General features: G+C 62.2%; 17 protein-coding genes. 6 read left to right on the forward strand and 11 right to left on the reverse strand.

Annotated elements, in window-relative coordinates; all coding sequences use genetic code 11:
* Window positions 1–67 precede the first annotated feature (67 nt).
* The gene (locus DBV08_RS29160; RefSeq protein WP_095970505.1) at window positions 68–601 is read left to right on the forward strand and encodes an N-acetyltransferase; all 534 of its coding nucleotides are present in this window, start codon (window positions 68–70) and stop codon (window positions 599–601) included.
* Window positions 602–613: 12 nt separating this feature from the next.
* On the opposite strand, the gene zapE is transcribed toward DBV08_RS29160, so the two are convergent.
* The gene (zapE, locus tag DBV08_RS29165; RefSeq protein ID WP_003942629.1) at window positions 614–1,630 is read right to left on the reverse strand and encodes a cell division protein ZapE; all 1,017 of its coding nucleotides are present in this window, start codon (window positions 1,628–1,630) and stop codon (window positions 614–616) included.
* Between the two features lie 43 nt (window positions 1,631–1,673).
* Here zapE and DBV08_RS29170 point away from each other — a divergent pair, with 43 nt between their 5' ends.
* From DBV08_RS29170 to msrB, 4 genes are read left to right on the forward strand one after another with little or no spacing between them, the layout of a single operon-like run.
* Window positions 1,674–2,423 (forward strand): pyrimidine reductase family protein, encoded by a 750-nt coding sequence (locus DBV08_RS29170; protein WP_124569706.1) that lies wholly within the window; start codon window positions 1,674–1,676, stop codon window positions 2,421–2,423.
* A 19-nt stretch (window positions 2,424–2,442) separates the two neighbouring features.
* A complete protein-coding gene (locus tag DBV08_RS29175; RefSeq protein ID WP_124569707.1) occupies window positions 2,443–3,996 on the forward strand; it encodes an alpha/beta fold hydrolase in 1,554 nt (517 codons plus the stop codon).
* Window positions 3,997–4,056: 60 nt separating this feature from the next.
* Complete coding sequence (locus DBV08_RS29180) at window positions 4,057–5,340, forward strand: glycosyltransferase family 87 protein (RefSeq protein ID WP_124569708.1); 1,284 nt, start codon at window positions 4,057–4,059, stop codon at window positions 5,338–5,340.
* 9 nt (window positions 5,341–5,349) lie between these two features.
* Entirely contained in the window at window positions 5,350–5,781 is a 432-nt protein-coding gene (gene msrB, locus DBV08_RS29185) for a peptide-methionine (R)-S-oxide reductase MsrB (RefSeq protein ID WP_021332936.1), read from the forward strand.
* 455 nt (window positions 5,782–6,236) lie between these two features.
* Here msrB and DBV08_RS29190 read toward each other — a convergent pair whose 3' ends face one another.
* Both DBV08_RS29190 and DBV08_RS29195 read right to left on the reverse strand, forming a co-directional pair.
* Entirely contained in the window at window positions 6,237–6,470 is a 234-nt protein-coding gene (locus tag DBV08_RS29190; RefSeq protein ID WP_221621626.1) for a DUF2188 domain-containing protein, read from the reverse strand.
* Between the two features lie 5 nt (window positions 6,471–6,475).
* Window positions 6,476–6,709 (reverse strand): DUF2188 domain-containing protein, encoded by a 234-nt coding sequence (locus tag DBV08_RS29195; RefSeq protein WP_124569710.1) that lies wholly within the window; start codon window positions 6,707–6,709, stop codon window positions 6,476–6,478.
* Window positions 6,710–7,382: 673 nt separating this feature from the next.
* Between DBV08_RS29195 and DBV08_RS29200 the strand changes: the two genes are divergently transcribed.
* Window positions 7,383–7,856 (forward strand): hypothetical protein, encoded by a 474-nt coding sequence (locus tag DBV08_RS29200; RefSeq protein ID WP_124569711.1) that lies wholly within the window; start codon window positions 7,383–7,385, stop codon window positions 7,854–7,856.
* 84 nt (window positions 7,857–7,940) lie between these two features.
* Here the strand turns inward: DBV08_RS29200 and DBV08_RS29205 are convergent, their stop codons facing one another.
* From DBV08_RS29205 to hemE, 8 genes are all read right to left on the reverse strand, one after another.
* Window positions 7,941–8,318, reverse strand: a complete 378-nt coding sequence (locus DBV08_RS29205; protein WP_124569712.1) for a hypothetical protein — start codon at window positions 8,316–8,318, stop codon at window positions 7,941–7,943.
* Window positions 8,319–8,494: 176 nt separating this feature from the next.
* Window positions 8,495–9,415, reverse strand: coding sequence for a hypothetical protein (locus DBV08_RS29210; RefSeq protein WP_124569713.1), 921 nt, complete (start codon window positions 9,413–9,415; stop codon window positions 8,495–8,497).
* Window positions 9,415–9,726 carry a hypothetical protein gene (locus DBV08_RS29215; RefSeq protein ID WP_124569714.1) on the reverse strand — a complete coding sequence of 104 codons (312 nt, stop codon included), beginning with the start codon at window positions 9,724–9,726 and terminating at the stop codon, window positions 9,415–9,417. The genes DBV08_RS29210 and DBV08_RS29215 overlap by 1 nt, the downstream gene beginning before the upstream one ends.
* Entirely contained in the window at window positions 9,719–10,192 is a 474-nt protein-coding gene (locus tag DBV08_RS29220; RefSeq protein WP_260395812.1) for a YbaB/EbfC family nucleoid-associated protein, read from the reverse strand. The genes DBV08_RS29215 and DBV08_RS29220 overlap by 8 nt, the downstream gene beginning before the upstream one ends.
* An 82-nt stretch (window positions 10,193–10,274) precedes the next feature.
* Window positions 10,275–12,551, reverse strand: coding sequence for a molybdopterin-dependent oxidoreductase (locus DBV08_RS29225; RefSeq protein WP_185564977.1), 2,277 nt, complete (start codon window positions 12,549–12,551; stop codon window positions 10,275–10,277).
* A gap of 54 nt (window positions 12,552–12,605) precedes the next feature.
* Entirely contained in the window at window positions 12,606–13,301 is a 696-nt protein-coding gene (gene hemQ, locus DBV08_RS29230; protein ID WP_019748269.1) for a hydrogen peroxide-dependent heme synthase, read from the reverse strand.
* A 4-nt stretch (window positions 13,302–13,305) separates the two neighbouring features.
* Window positions 13,306–14,667: a protoporphyrinogen oxidase gene (locus DBV08_RS29235; protein WP_124569717.1), complete on the reverse strand. Its 1,362-nt coding sequence runs from the start codon at window positions 14,665–14,667 to the stop codon at window positions 13,306–13,308.
* Window positions 14,664–15,743 (reverse strand): uroporphyrinogen decarboxylase, encoded by a 1,080-nt coding sequence (hemE, locus tag DBV08_RS29240; protein ID WP_397488238.1) that lies wholly within the window; start codon window positions 15,741–15,743, stop codon window positions 14,664–14,666. Before hemE ends, DBV08_RS29235 begins: the two co-directional genes overlap by 4 nt.
* Between the last annotated feature and the right edge of the window lie 33 nt (window positions 15,744–15,776).

Raw genomic sequence — 15,776 nt, forward strand, 5'->3', positions numbered from 1 at the left:
GCGTTGTGCCCGAGGAAAGTGGTGTACTTGATCGACCGAATCATGTGCGCGAGAGGTAGAAACTGACGTGACGATCACCGTTGACCGGGCCGGGATCTGGGATTCCGAAGCAATCGCCGATGTGGCTGCGGTGACTTTTCCGCTGGCCTGCCCACCGGACGCATCCGACGACGACATCAGCGCCTTCATCGACAACGTTCTCTCCGTCGACAAGTTCTCCGAGTATCTGACGGACCCGACACGAACGGTTCTCAAGGTCATTCGCGACGGCTCGATCGTCGGCTACGCGATGCTTGTCGACGACGAGCCCGCCGATCCGGACGTCAAAGCTGCTGTGACACTTCGCCCGACGACGGAACTGAGCAAGTTGTACGTGCTTCCGGGAAACCACGGAACCGGCGCGGCGGCATCCTTGATGGACGCAGTTGTCGACCATGCACGACGCGGCGGAAGTGCCGGGATCTGGCTGGGTGTCAATCAGGAGAATCTGCGCGCACAGAAGTTCTACGCCAAGCACGGTTTCACGCAGGTCGGCACCAAGACTTTTCTCGTGGGCGCACAACTCCACCACGATTTCGTGATGGAGCGCCCCGTCAGCTGACAGGCCTGCCGATCAGCCGGCCGCGACCTCGAAACGAGAAAGCGCGAGCAGACGCGAGGTCGCGCGCAGATACTTCTTCTTGTACCCACCTGCGAGCATCTCGGGAGTGAATATCTCGTCGAGGCGTGCGCCGGAAACGGTGACCGGGATGCTCGCGTCGTACAAGCGGTCGGCGAGAACCACGATGCGCAAAGCGACGGACTGATCCGTTGCGGGGTGAACGCCGTCGATGAAGACTGCCTTCACACCCTCGACCAGCTTGTTGTAGCGCGACGGATGCAGTGTGCTGAGGTGCTTGCACAGCTCGTCGAAGTTGTCGAGCGTGGCGCCGTCGATGGCGTCGGCCCGAGAGACCAACTCCTCCGAGGAGATGGGCTCCGGTGCGGGCGGAAGGTCACGGTGACGGTAGTCGGGACCGTCGACGCGAATCGTCTCGAAGATCGAGCCGAGCTTCTTGATCTCGCGCAGGAAGTCCTGCGCGGCGAAGCGGCCCTCACCGAGCTGTCCGGGAAGCGTGTTCGACGTCGCGACAATGGATACGCCGCGTGCGGAGAGCTCCGAGAGGAGGCGGGAGACGAGCATGGTGTCGCCCGGATCGTCGAGCTCGAATTCGTCAATGCAGAGAACGCTGTGGTCGGCGAGCGCTTCGACGGCCTTGTTGAAGCCGAGAGCGCCGACGACGTGCGTCAGCTCGACGAAGGTTCCGAACGCCTTGGGCGACGGAACGCTATGGAAGATCGACGCCAGCAAGTGAGTCTTGCCGACACCGAATCCGCCGTCGAGGTACAGGCCGGCGCCGGTTGCCTGGGTCTTCTTGCCGAACAGGCCGCGGCGTCCACCACTGCGGATCTTGGTGACGCGCTTGGAGAATTCCTCGGCCTTGGCGACAGCAGCTGCCTGGCTCGGTTCCTTCGGATCAGGAATGTAGGACGCAAAACTCACCTCGTCGAACATTGCGGGAGGCACCATTTGAGCTACCAGTTGATCGGCGGGTACCACCGGGCTGCGATCGACAAGACGTTCATGCATCCGTCAAGGGTATCTACGTGATGTGATCTCTCATGTGCACCGTATGGATATTGCGACCTACTTCACACCAGGCAGAGAAGACGAGCTCCGCAGCCTGTACGCCTATCCGGAGAATCTCTCGCAACCCTGGATGCGTGTGAACTTCGTTTCCAGCATCGACGGGTGCGTCTCCGTCGACGGCGTGAGCCATGGACTGGGCACACCCGCCGACAAGTCTGTATTCGGGATCTTGCGCGAACTCTGTGACGTCGTCGTGGTCGGCGCCGGCACAGCGCGAGCCGAGAACTACGGGGGTGTGCAGATCTCGGACGAAGCCCGCGCGCGTCGCACCGCCGACGGACTCGCCCCGGTCCCACCGATCCTCGTCGTCTCGGCGCACGCGTCGATCGACCCTGAAAGTCGTCTCCTGCGAGATACCGACATTCCGCCGATTCTTGTTGTCGGTAGCGCCGCGGACACTGCAGCGATTTCGGCGTTGAGATCTACCGGAGCGCAGGTAGAGGTGACGGACTCGCCGAACGTCAGCAGCGACGACATCGTCAGGGCCTTGTCGGCTCGCAAGCTCCGCCGCGTGCTGTGCGAGGGCGGACCGTCACTTTTCGGACAGTTGATCGAGGACAATGCCGTCGACGAACTCTGCGTCACCACCTCACCTCAACTGGTGGGGAGCAAAGTCGGCCGAATCTCGCTCTCCCCCAACGCAATGCCCACAGCAATGCGTCCCGCACACATCCTCGGCGATTCGGACGGCACGATTCTCACTCGATGGGTTCGTCAGCAGCCACGTCGGTGAACCTGGCACTCTGGTCGGCATGCGCAGAGTTGCTTTGATGGCCGTCGTCCTCGCGACGTGTTGTGCGTGCGGCGCCGGACCGTCGCTTCGGCCCGCCGTCGCGGTCGAAGGCCGCACCGACGGCAGCCCTGCCCAGAGCGAGGGACCGTCGCCCGATGCGCCGCCGGTTGACCCTGGCGTCCCGACCGACGACCTACCGTGGCGGGACTGCACCGGCACGTCACTAGCGGACCAGGCTCTCGCGGCGTCGAGCGCCGGCGTCATCCTCGAATGCGCGGAATTCAGTGCCCCCATCGACGTGACCGGTGCCATCGACGGCAACTTCACTGCCGGCTTGACCCGCGCGCGGACCTCGTCGACACCTGCAAACGCGTATCCGATCGTGTTCACTTCCGGCACCGACCGTTCGTCGGGAGAGTCTCTGGCCATGCTCGCTGCAACCGGATTGACGACGGTACTTGCGGATCACCCCGTCGTTGCCCTGGATCGACGCGGAATCGACAGGTCCACCGCAATCGACTGCATGACGCCGGAGATTCGGCGCGGCCTTCACGATCTGGGCCAGTACGACACGGATTCCACCGGCGATGCCGCCGACGCGGTCTCCGCACTCGGTCACGACGCAACCATCGCGTGTACCGACTACCTCGATCCTCAAGAACTGAAGTTCGGCGCGGACTCCGCTGCCGAGGACATCGACGCTCTACGTGCACGGTGGGGCGTCGAGACCATCGCTCTGTGGTCGGCAGGGTCCGGCTCGGACATCGCGCTGAGCTATGCGGCGGCCCACCCGGATAACCTCGCGAGGTTGATCCTCGATTCTCCCGCTCCGGTGGCCACCGACGCTGCCACCGAGGCAGAGAGCCGCGTGCAGGGCGAGGAAGCCGCGTTGACCGCATTTGCTCAGCGATGTGTGGCGCTGGGGTGCTCGCTCGGACCTGATCCGAAGAAATCGGTCACGGATTTGATGGAACGCGCGCGGGCCGATGAATTCCAGCCGCTGTCCGCCGCTGCGGTGTCGAACGCGATTTCGGCGAGTCTGTGGACTGCCGGAACCAACCGTGAACAAGAGACCCGCTCACTGTCTGACGCTTTGTCCGCGCTCGGTACCGGCAACGCTTCGCCGATTCGAGAGCGCGCCGCCCGGGCAGAGAACGAGGTGGACGGTGACGGCCAGTTCATCGGACGATGCACCGACGGCACGCAGTGGCCGGGGATCGGGCGTGCCCGCGAACTGGCGGACACGTGGGGCACCAACTATCCGGTATTCGGGCGAGAAGCCGCGCTCGGTTTGCTCGCATGCGCCAGCTGGCCGTCGACCGCCAACTCTCCCCTGCCCAACCAGTTGAAGCCCGCCGTCCTCGTGCTGAGCGGTCAGGGTGACCCGGCCGTCGGAAACTCCGGACTCTCGACCGTCACCGGCGTCGTCACCAACGCAGGGTCGCGCTTCGCAACCCTGGACTGGCAGGGTGCGGGTCACCCCGCGGCACAATCCACCTGTGCGCAGCAGGCGATGAGGGCATACCTCACCGACGCCTCCCTGCCCAGCAACGGAAGCGTGTGCCCGGCCTGACTCGGGCGCTCGTCCACCACGACCGAAAAGGGGTGCATCCCCCGATCACACCCTGCTCCGGTGTACCGTGCCGAAGTGTTCCTTCGACAGCTCGAGCCGCGTACCGGGCGGACAACCCAACAAGTCGTCAACTTCGTTTTGTGGCCGATCGCCGTGATGACCGTGCTCAATCGTGTCATCGTCACAGCCGTCAACGGCGCCATCACCGATGACTTCCGACCGGTCTACAACGCCGCGCTGGCGTTCTGGAACGGTCGCGACGTCTACACCGCAGATTTCAACTCGGTAGACCCCCATTACCTGTACCCACCATCGGGTTCGCTGTTGATGGCGCCCCTGGCGATCCTCGATCCCGAGCGCTCACGGTGGCTGTTCATCGGTGTCAATGCCGTCGCCATCCTCGTGGCTCTCTACCTGCTGTTGCGCTTGTTCGACCTGACGATCAGTTCCATCGCCGCGCCGATTCTGGTTCTCGGCGCTTTCATGTCGGAGACGGTCACCAACACGTTGGTGTTCACCAACATCAACGGTCTCGTCCTGCTCGGCGAAGTTGCCTTCCTCCTGCTGCTGATGCGCAAGAAGGATCTGTGGGCCGGCGCCGCGATCGGTCTCACCATCGCAGTGAAACCCACTCTCGCGCCGCTGCTCCTGCTGCCACTCGTTCGCGGTCAGTGGAAGGTGTTCGTCACCGCCCTCGGCATCCCGTTCATTCTCACGGTCGTCGCATGGCCACTTGCGTCGGATCCGATGGACTTCGTCCGCCGCACCGTGCCGTACCTGCTCGAATCCCGTGACTACTTCAACAGTTCGATTGTCGGAAACGGCGCGTACTTCGGTCTGCCCGAATGGTTGATCCTGCTGTTGCGCGTCGTGTTTGCCGCCATGGTCGTCGTCTCTCTGTGGCTTCTGTACCGCTACTACCGCAACGACGAACTCTTCTTCCTCACCACCGCGACCGGCGTGATCATGACCGCGTCGTTCCTACTGCCCTCGCTCGGCCAGATGTACTACTCGATGATGCTGTTGCCGCTCCTGATGTCCGTGGTGCTCAAGAACTCGGTCATGCGGAACTGGCCGGCGTGGCTCGCCGTCTACGGCTTCATGACGTTCGACAACTGGTGGTCGAACCGCTGGCCGACCTTCGGCCGAGCAGCCGAATACACCAAGAGCACCCTCGGCTGGAGCCTTCTGCTGATCGTGATCTTCTGTGTCCTCGGATACCGGTATCTGGTCGCGCGTCGAGAGGGCCGCTTGGATCAGGGAATCGATCCCGCGTACCTCCTCGATCCCCCGCTCGATACCGTCTCACCTGCCGACGAAGCCGAAACGGCGACAAAGCATTAGCGTGGAGGCATGAGTTCTTCACACGATGGCATCGACAGCACACCTGAGGTCACGTACACCGAGAGCGAGTGGCGCGAAAAGCTGACTCCGGAGGAGTTCGCCGTCCTGCGCCAAGCCGGCACCGAACGCCCCTTCGTCGGCGAGTACACCGACACCACCACGGAAGGTGTTTACTCCTGCCGGGCGTGCGGAGCCGAGCTGTTCCGCAGCACCGAGAAGTTCGAATCGCACTGCGGGTGGCCGTCCTTCTTCGATCCGGCGGATTCGGATGCCGTGATCCTGAAGGAAGACAGCTCACTCGGGATGCGCCGCGTCGAGGTCATCTGCAAGAAGTGCCACAGCCACCTCGGTCACGTCTTCGAGGGTGAGGGATACCCGACGCCCACCGATCAGCGGTACTGCATCAACTCGATTGCTCTAGTTTTGCACAAGTCGGAATGAGTTAGAAACGCATGAGGTCCAGGTCAAAAGACCTGGACCTCTTTCAGCGATCAGTCGAGCCCTAGCACTAGCCAGCCGACACACGCAGTGCATGCGAACCACGCAGTGCGTGGAAACGAGTGCTCGACGTTCTTTACCTACTCACAAATAGGTGCGCACGATAACGCCTCTGATGTGACGTGCGATACACCAGGCATGATCGGAAATCTGCCCGACTTTCCCGAAGAAGTCCTGTTCTGGTACGCGTTTCTGCGTCCGTTGGCTGCCTGGTGGAATCCACTCTGAGGAGACAAACGATGATCGGATACTTGCCTGACCTGTTCCTGTGGCCGCCCGTCTGGGGATGGCTCAGCGACGGATGGAACGCGTTTGCGACATGGTGGAATCCGTTCTGATAGACAGAAGCACCCCAGTTCCGAAGAACCGGGGTGCCTCAACATCGAGCTTCGACAGTATCAGCCCTTGGGCGGGTACGGATCGTTGCCGGGTGGCACGGTGTCCTTCCCGGCAATCGTCCCATCCAGGTTGTGGATAAGGAGTTCCCCGCCGCCTGCGACTCGCAAGGCGGTACGCGCCTTCTTCACCGCTTCGGACTTCACCGGATCGGACGTCTTGAATGAACCGTTCAGAAGCACGTTCCATCGACCCTGATTGGCGTCATGCACCACATGTGCGGAGTTGGTTGCCACTGTGCTCAGCCCTTCGACTTACGAGGATCATTGCCCGGTGCGATCGTGTCCGCAGCACGCATCTGCCCGTTAGGGCGATGAATACGCATCTCACCACCACCGTCGTTGCCGAGCACACGGCGAGCGATCTTCATGGCCTCCGCCTGCGTCGAAGCATTCCCACTGCTGCGTTGCGCATTCGGTCGGCGTGCCGCCCACCCGTCAGCACTCGGTACAACGTGAATTGCCTTGCGACTCATAATGAGCCTTCCTGCCGCTAACTCTGAACCAGACCGGACACTTGCCAGATTGCGCATGTCCGTGGTTTGGCACTAGATTGGCTTGGAACCTCCTACAGTTCAGCCGCTAGCTCCGCTCCTGTCCGATTCCGGATTTGGGTCCGGGGCTATCGGCATTTCAAACATTACACCCGGCTGCCGACACGACCACGTGCCGAACGAGCCAGTAGTTACGTCGGTGGGATTTTGTGGGCATTCCACAAATCGATAAACCGCAGGTCAACCTGCCAAATAGTTTGCCGCCGGACTCGATTGTTACATTCATGTTAACTCAAAGTGGAGCTTTAACCACCTGGGGAAATGCCGGTAACGATCCCTCATGCACAATCTCCCGCCCGCGCGGTCCATATGGACCTGTAGACACGGCAAAGTGAAGCAAAGCGCCGCAAAATGACGCACAGCGATACTTTTTACCCACATTGGCTACAAAATGACTCTATTGGACCGACCGATTGGTCTTGTTGTGCTTGGCAGTCGCATAGCTCTTGACAAAACCGAAGCAATGTTCGAATCGAATTTTGAGTGATCTGCATCACTACGAAAACAGTGCAGACCTCCAACGAACCTTTTCCCCGCTGACGATCGGTACAGCGTGGTGCCCCGCCCAATAGCCACCCGCTGGAATGATGAACTGATGGGCAATCAACTCTCGATTCTGCTGTCAGTAGTCGCGTTGGTCGTGTCTGTCAGCGTCGCCTTCTACACCCAGTGGTCGATGAACAGGCGTGAGGTGGACAAGAGCCGTCGTGAGATGCTCACACGATCAGTCGCGTCGCTGATCGAGAAGTCGACCAGCCGCAACGAGTCAATCCGCGACTGGGCGCTCGTTGGGGACTACGACGACATGAGTAATGCGCAGTCAAACATTCTGCTCAAGCTCGAAAGAGAAATGGTGTTCGACCTGGTGCAGATCCGTATCGCGGGCAGCCGCGAAACATGCGATGCTGCGAGCAAGTTACAGAATCTACATAGCATCAGCCAAGAAATGATTACGCGATTCGAGCAGGCCGACGTGCCCACATTGAGACCACACGTAGACCAAAAGGAGCTAGAAAACCACACCAACAACCTGATCAGGCTGGTTCGAATCGAAACAGGATTGAAATGAAAGTGCCGCCACCCCTACCAGGCGACGGCACTCTCTGAAAAGAGGAAACACTGTGAGTAATTCCTTCATCAATTATATCATAATTCACCCGACGAATAGCTCACCATAAAGCTCATGACATACCGTACTGCCCAGTATGTCGATCTGAGTGTTGACGTTTACGATATTGAACACCATATCCTCGAAGTACTGATCACCATCTAACGCACTGCGCATATTACCCATGCGACTATCCATAGGTACCAGCTCTCGAAGCTCTACCTTCACCGGCATGGTCTTCCAGTAGTCAGCACCGAAATCTTCCAGCGCATTGTCTGGTTTGAGGCTTGTCACAATGCATCGATACGTTTGCGGGTTCTCGTAATCCCATCCATCGATCGTCTCCCCCGTTTCCCAATCCACCTCGTAGACCTTCGCGTACACGTCTACGTAGCTGGGATACGACTTCGGGATCAGGCTCATGACTTACGCCTCATTACCAGCGCCACCAGCTTGGCATGTGTTTCGCCTTGAACGTGAAACCTTTGGTACCGAAAGATCTGCTTCGGTTCCAGCTCACACGCTTGACTGCTTGAATCACCAGCCGGGTCGTGGGCTACCCCCAATCACGGGAGTAGCCCACGGATCGAGACTTCGACTCAGAAGTCCCAGTTCAGCGCGGTCGGGCTCAGACCGGCCGCGTTCAGGTCCTCGTTGCGAGCGACGAGACCGTCCTTGACTGACCCGATCCCACCACCGATCGCGCCGGACGTGATGTCCGTCAACGAGGCATCGCCGCCCGTGACTTCCTTCGTCACGATCGCAGCGGACGCTCCCGACACCGCGTCGTCGAAAGCGCCCCGTGCGATCTCCTGCAACCTCGAACCGGTCGGGAGCGGGTTCGGGTCAGGCCCGACACGATCCGGCGTCGTCTTCAACCCCCCGTTCGCCAGTCCTTTGACGAAACCGTCGCGCCCTTCGGTCATGACCTTGCCACCGTCGATCGACTGGCGATGATCCATTGTCATCTGACCCAGTTGAATGGCGAGACCGGAGAAGACGGCTGCGGCAGCTTCCACTGCTGCAGCCTCGATCACTCGTATCAACAATTGCTGCAACAACATTCGGACCGTGAGTGTTGTTGCGACCTCAGCCGCCACGATTCCGGCTGTACTCGCACCCAGTGTCGGGACAGCGGCCGCCACCATGGCGGCAATCTCGAGCGCCAGTGCGCTCAGCGCCGCGAGGATCGACAGTTTGGTGTACTCGATGTCCGTGCCCGTATCGGTGCATGACTGCCCCAGTTCGGCTGCAGCAGAGGACAACCGCTCGAAGACCTCCGCAACTCCCCCGGCCTCCGACCAATACCGAGACAACGAGTCGCCGGCTCGACCGTCGATCGAAGCCAGTACTGCTTGCAAACCATAACCACCGGCAGCGGCCGAAGCCTCGATCCGATCAGCCGCGTCTGACCAGGCATCACCCAACCTCCACAGTGCCGTTTCGTCTCCTTGCGGCCAGTCACTGCCCACCGCGACCGACGCAACCGCCTGTAACCAGCCCGGAATCTCGAGTCCCATCAGAGCCCACCCGCCAGGTCGTCGGCAAGCGAGGTGTCGATCGCTTCGAACCGATCGGTGATCTCGATCAGCGCGGCGGTCAATTCTCGAAGCGCACCCGCGATCAATGTCATCCCACCGACCGCTGACGACGCACCGGGAACATATGCGTCCGAGAATGCGGTTCCGAACTGGTCAGCTCCCCAGCAACCCTCTTCGACGCCGGCCGCTGTTTCCAGAGCACTCCGCGCCTCGTCGAGATCGGCCGCAACTGCCTCGAATGCAGGTGCAGCACTTTTCATTGCGGCTACGTCCACGCCCAGTTCAGACATTGCCGGAGCTCCTCAGAACGGTGCGGTCCCAGTTCTCGTCGCCGCCTGCCGGCACCGACGCCGGACGAGGCGCGAGAATCTCACGCAATCCGAGCACACCGGGGACGAGGTCAGGCAAATCGATTCCGGCCGCTTCCGTGAACGGACTCGACATCTCGGCGACCTGTCGGCGCATGTCCTCCGCCGCGGATGTGGCGGTAGCCAGTATCAGATTCCCCAACGCTACCGGCGAATGCTTGCCGTAGGCGCTCGCCGAGAGGGTGACTCCCACGGTCGCGCCCGAAGCGTCCACGACCACTTCCACGCTACCGTCGCTCGAATGCACGGTCGCCGTCGCTCGAGCGATCTTCTCCTGCAAGTCCGCCAGCGATCGTGTTCGCTCCAACAGTTCGACCTGCATCGAATCGATCTGGGCCCGAAGAACTTCGACCCGCCCCCGCATCGAACCAACATCCGTTGCATTCACGATGGCCCCCACCTTCGATAGATCGTGACGCCTGATTCAGGCGCTCACGAGGTTCGACGCGGGAGGTGGCCGATCGGTTCCGTCAGCGCGAACCAAGCACCGGCGGATCGAACGCCTTGACCGGTGGCAGTACCTCTCCGAATTTCTCGATCTGCACCAGAACGTGCTGGCCGGTGCACCCGTGCGAAAGCGAAGACGTACCGATGTCCGGCGTCAGAACGTTGGGATTTCCGTGAACACACAGAGAGTCGGGATCGGCAGGATCGAGTGGGTCGTACCACGCACCGGTCGACAACTGGACGACGTCGCTCCGCAAATCCGAATCGACGATCACACCAGCCAGGCATGCCCCGCGATCGTTGAACACGCGCACGACGTCCCCAGCCGAGACGCCGCGCGCGGCGGCGGCATCGGGGTGCATACGAATCGGCTCGCGTCCCTTGATCTTCGACGCCTGACTGACAGCACCGTGATCGAGTTGGCTGTGCAGTCGCGTCTTGGGCTGGTTGGCGATCAAGTGAAGCGGGAATTGCGAGGCCCGCGGTCCGCCCAACCACTCGTCGGGCTCGTACCAGCGCGGATGGCCGGCGCAGTCGGCGTAGCCGAACGACTCGATGGTCTCGGAGAAGATCTCGATCTTCCCACTCGGAGTCGAGAGCGGATACTTCTCGGGGTCCTCGCGGAAGTCACCGAAGAGCACGAGGTTGTCCTCGGTTCGCATCCGGTAGTGCCCGTCGGACCAGAAATCCTCGAACGTCGGTGTGTTGCCGCCGTCTGCATCGACGAACGGGCGCCATTGATCGTAGAGATGCTCGATCCACTCCTGTGAGGATCGCCCCTCGGTGAACTGCTCCCCGAATCCGAGTGCGGAAGCCAGATCGGCAAACGTGTCGTAGTCGTCGCGCGAGTTCGCGAAGGGAGGAACGACCTGCTGCATCGCGACCAGAAGTGGATCATTTCGTGTGCAGCTCAGGTCATTTCGTTCGAGCGAAGTGGTCGACGGGACGACGATGTCGGCGCTGCGAGCCATCGGCGTCCAGTAGGGATCGTGAACGACGATCGTGTCCGGACGCGCAAATGCCCGTCGCAGCCTCGGGAGATCCTGGTGGTGGTGAAACGGATTACCACCAGCCCAGTAGACCAACCGAATATCCGGATAGGTCAGGCGCCTGCCGTCGTAGTCGAATTCCTCACCGGGCGAGAGCAACAGATCGGAGATCGCGGCTACCGGAATGAAATCCGACACCGGATTCACACCTTGAGAGAAGGTCGGCAACGGATACGGCACCGGAGCCAGACCCGGCTCGTTCATCGAACCGTAGCCGTGCCCGAAACCGCCACCCGGAAGCCCGAATTGGCCGAGCATCGCGGCGAGGGTCACCCCCATCCACGGCGCCTGCTCACCGTGTTTGATGCGCTGCAACGACCACGTGACCGTGACCAGCGTCCGGCCCGACGCCATTCGCCGAGCCAAGTCGGTGACGAACTCGGCGGGCACCCCGGAGATCTCCTGCGCCCAGCGCGGATCCTTCGGTACACCGTCGGCGCGTCCCAGCAGGTAATCCTCGAAGCGTTCGTAACCGACGCAGAAGCGGTTCAGGAATTCGCGATCGTGCAGACCCTCCGACGCCAGGACAAAGGCCACTGCGAGCATGATCGCCACATCGGTTCCCGGGACGGGTGCGATCCATTCACAGTCACCCTCGACGTCGTCACGCAGCGGACTGAACGAGACGATCTTTCCGCCGCGAGCCCGAAACGCGTCGAGCGCCCCGAGTGTCGGATGACCGCTCGTACCACCGGCATTGACGCCGGTGTTCTTGATCGGAACTCCCCCGAACGAGACGAGGAGATCGGAATGCTTCGCGATGACGTCCCACGACGTGGAGCGCGCGAACAACTTCCAGTGTGTTCCCACCACTCGCGGCATGATCACGCCGGTGGCTCCGAGCGAGTAACTGTGGACCGATTTGGTGTATCCACCCAGCTGATTGAGAAATCGGTGAACCTGGCTCTGCGCGTGATGGAATCGACCGGCGCTGGCCCAGCCGTACGAGCCGCCGAAGATCGCGTTGTTTCCATGCGTGTCGACCACGCGACGCAATTCACGCGCGAGCAGTTCTGTCAGCTCGTCCCAGGTGACCGAGACGAATTCGTCGGCTCCACGCCGGTCGCTGGGACCCGGCCCGTTCTCGAGCCAACCCCGACGCACCGCCGGACCCGTGACGCGTGACCGGCTGCGCACCGAACCGGCGAGGTTGCCGAGCATCGGCGAAGGATTCGAATCACCCTCGTACGGATGCACGGCGGTCACCTCGCCGGCGACCGATTCGGCGCTGAACATTCCCCAATGGGACATGTGTTGACGACGCCGGTTCGGTGCAGTTGTCACAGAAACTACTTTCGAGGTAGATCAGGGAAGGGAAAGAACCAACTTCTCGATGTCCACGCGCGGACCGGTGAAGAACGGCACCTCTTCGCGAACGTGCAAGCGCGCTTCGGTGGCACGCAGGTCGCGCATCAAATCGACGATACGGATGAGCTCAGGTGCTTCGAACGCGAGAATCCACTCGTAGTCCCCCAGAGCGAAGGCCGGGACCGTGTTGGCGCGAACGTCCTTGTACGAACGAGCAGCCATACCGTGATCGGCGAGCATCTTGCGACGCTCCTCGTCGGGGAGCAGGTACCACTCGTACGAGCGGACGAACGGGTAGACGCAGATGTAGTCGCCCGGATCCTCACCCGCGATGAAAGAGGGCACGTGGCTCTTGTTGAACTCCGCGGGGCGGTGCACCGCCGAGTTGCTCCAGATGGGAGCACTCGCCTGACCGAGGACCGTGGTGCGACGGAAATCCGCGTACGCGGCCTGCAGTTCCTCGATGCTGGCCGCGTGGGTCCAGATCATGAAGTCCGCGTCGGCGCGCAAGCCGGCGACGTCGTAGATGCCGCGAACCACGACGCCCTTGTCTTCGAGACCCTCGAAGAACAAGCGGGCGTCCTTGACCGCAGCTTCCCGATCATCGCCCAGCACACCGGGTTCCACCTGGAACACGGAGAACATGAGGTAACGGATTTCAGAGTTCAGTTTGTCGAAATCAAGGCGTGCCATGGGTCTATCGTGCCACTCGCTCGAATATCCGTGTAGCCGCCGTCGTGCCGACTGCGACACACGCCGGAACCCCGACGCCGTGCAGCCACGACCCGGCCACTTCGAGGCCGTCGAACTGCGCCATCCCGGACTCGATTTCGGCCACGATTTCCGTGTGACCTGGGGCGTACTGGGGAAGACCTCCGTGCCACCGCTGCACGAAGCTCGCTGTTGGCACCTCGGTGATTCCGGTCACGGTCTCGAGATCGGCGCGCGCGAGTTCGATGAGTTCTCCATCCGGCCGGCGGACGATCTCCGATGCACCGAATCGACCGAACGAGACGCGAACGAGATGCTCGCCGCGATCAGCGAGGTGCGTCCACTTTCGACTCGACAGCGTGAACGCCTTGGCGGTCAGGTCGGCGTCGGTGGCAACCAGGATCCCCGAATTCTGCGGAAGTTCGACCTGCCCGGACAAGCGGAGCGCGACCACCACGGACGACGCCAGTTCGATCCGCGCCGCGATACTCGCGATCCCCGGATCGACTCCGGCCAACAACGTCGCTGCCCGCGGAGCCGGGACAGCCAGAATCACCGCGTCGACGCTGCCGAGCGGATCGACGTTCCACCCCGTCCCGTCTCTGCGTAACCCCGAGGCCTCTCCTCGGACGAACTTCGCGTCTGCGGCCTCCCGCAGCGCATCGAGCAGGATGCCGTAACCGTCCCTGAGCGCTCCGAATACCGGTCCGGGTGCAGGCGTCGGCAATGCCGCGGCGACTGCAGCCGTGAGGCTACGAGCCCCGGCATCGAGCGCCGCAGCGAGCGTCGGTAATGCTGCTCGCACGCCGATGGTGTCCGCCAGCCCCGAATACACCCCGCCCAGCAGTGGATCCACCGATCGGCTGACCACCTGATCGCCGAATCGTTGCGAAACCAGTTCGGCAACACTGCAATCGGAACCCCGGGTCCACTCGAACGGGACGCCTGCCTCGGCGGCTATGCGCGCCAAGGTCTGCCCGTCGACAAGATCTCTCACCGACTCGGCCGACGCAGGGATTCCCATCAGGGTTCCGGCCGGCAACCGATTCAGTGAGCCCTGAGACCAGATCAACGGGCTCAGCCCAGCAGGATGAACGATCTGATCGGTCAGTCCCAGCTCGGCGAGAAGCGCAGGCACCTCCGGCCGCCGGGCGATGAACGCCTCGGCACCGATGTCGACCGGGCCGCCGCCCAGATCTATCGTCCGCAGCTTCCCGCCCAGTCGCGGCGAGTCGTCGACAACCGTGATGTCGGCGTCGGAGCCCAGACTGCGCCGAAGCCGGTACGCGGCAACCAGACCGGAGATTCCGCCTCCGATCACCGCGACCGACGGCCGAGTGGTCGTCACAGCGAGTGCACCAGCTCCACCGCCGACGTGATCGCCGACGGATCGGTGTCGGGCAGAACGCCGTGGCCGAGATTGAAGATGTGGCCGATCGCGCCGGCTTCGATCGCACGGTCACCTTCGGCGGCGATCCGACGCACCTCGCGATCGATCACCTCGGGGCCGGCAAACAGGACGGCGGGGTCGAGATTGCCTTGCAGAGCCTTGCCGGGGCCGACACGACCGGCGGCGACGTCGAGCGGAATCCGCCAGTCGACACCCACGACGTCGGCGCCCGCCTCCCCCATCGCCCCGAGGAGTTCACCGGTACCGACACCGAAGTGGATACGCGGAACGCCGGCAGCGGCAACCTCGGCGAACACTCGCTCGGAATGCGGAAGTACGAATTCCCGGTAATCCGCGAGCGAGAGGGCGCCCGCCCACGAGTCGAACAGCTGAACCGCGTCGACACCAGCCTCGAGCTGCGCCTGCAGGAAGCAGATCGTGGTGTCGGCCAGGCTTCCGAGCAGCGCGTGCCAGGTCTTCGGATCGGAGTGCATGAGCGCCTTGGTCTTCTCGTGGTTCCGGCTCGGACCACCCTCGACCAGATACGACGCCAAGGTGAACGGTGCTCCGGCAAAGCCGATCAGCGGCGTGGAGCCCAACTCGGTGGTGAGAAGTCGAACGGCCTGCGCGATCGCCCCGACCTCTTCGGGGACCAGTCGCGGGAGCGCTGCGACGTCGGCGATCGAACGGATCGGATTGGCAACCACGGGTCCGACACCGGCAACGATGTCGAGATCGATTCCCGCGGCCTTGAGCGGAACAACGATGTCCGAGAACAGAATTGCCGCATCCACGTCGTGACGACGCACCGGCTGCATCGTGATCTCGCAGACCAGCGCCGGATCGAAGCACGATTCCAACATGCCGATCCCTGCGCGGATCTCGCGGTACTCGGGCAACGAACGCCCGGCCTGGCGCATGAACCACACCGGCCGCCGACTCGGAGTGCGTCCGGTCGCCGCGGCAAGCAACGGTGCGTCGGGCAAGACTCGCCGAGCGCTGTATTCCGCCGACCCGGTGGTGCCTGAATTCATGTTGTCCAACCCGCTCATCAGTCCTCGCGCTCT

This window comes from Rhodococcus sp. KBW08 (assembly GCF_003852455.1).
Classification (GTDB): Bacteria; Actinomycetota; Actinomycetes; order Mycobacteriales; family Mycobacteriaceae; genus Rhodococcus_F; species Rhodococcus_F baikonurensis.

Excerpts from the sequence above, each read along its gene's own strand:
- DBV08_RS29175 (WP_124569707.1), top strand. The coding sequence starts at position 2,443 with ATGCGCAGAGTTGCTTTGATGGCCGTCGTCCTCGCGACGTGTTGTGCG.
- DBV08_RS29210 (WP_124569713.1), bottom strand. The coding sequence starts at position 9,415 with ATGGGACTCGAGATTCCGGGCTGGTTACAGGCGGTTGCGTCGGTCGCG.
- msrB (WP_021332936.1), top strand. The coding sequence starts at position 5,350 with ATGAGTTCTTCACACGATGGCATCGACAGCACACCTGAGGTCACGTAC.
- DBV08_RS29200 (WP_124569711.1), top strand. The coding sequence starts at position 7,383 with ATGGGCAATCAACTCTCGATTCTGCTGTCAGTAGTCGCGTTGGTCGTG.
- DBV08_RS29195 (WP_124569710.1), bottom strand. The coding sequence starts at position 6,709 with ATGAGTCGCAAGGCAATTCACGTTGTACCGAGTGCTGACGGGTGGGCG.
- DBV08_RS29205 (WP_124569712.1), bottom strand. The coding sequence starts at position 8,318 with ATGAGCCTGATCCCGAAGTCGTATCCCAGCTACGTAGACGTGTACGCG.
- DBV08_RS29225 (WP_185564977.1), bottom strand. The coding sequence starts at position 12,551 with ATGTCCCATTGGGGAATGTTCAGCGCCGAATCGGTCGCCGGCGAGGTG.
- zapE (WP_003942629.1), bottom strand. The coding sequence starts at position 1,630 with ATGCATGAACGTCTTGTCGATCGCAGCCCGGTGGTACCCGCCGATCAA.
- hemE (WP_397488238.1), bottom strand. The coding sequence starts at position 15,743 with ATGAATTCAGGCACCACCGGGTCGGCGGAATACAGCGCTCGGCGAGTC.
- DBV08_RS29215 (WP_124569714.1), bottom strand. The coding sequence starts at position 9,726 with ATGTCTGAACTGGGCGTGGACGTAGCCGCAATGAAAAGTGCTGCACCT.
- hemQ (WP_019748269.1), bottom strand. The coding sequence starts at position 13,301 with ATGGCACGCCTTGATTTCGACAAACTGAACTCTGAAATCCGTTACCTC.
- DBV08_RS29170 (WP_124569706.1), top strand. The coding sequence starts at position 1,674 with ATGGATATTGCGACCTACTTCACACCAGGCAGAGAAGACGAGCTCCGC.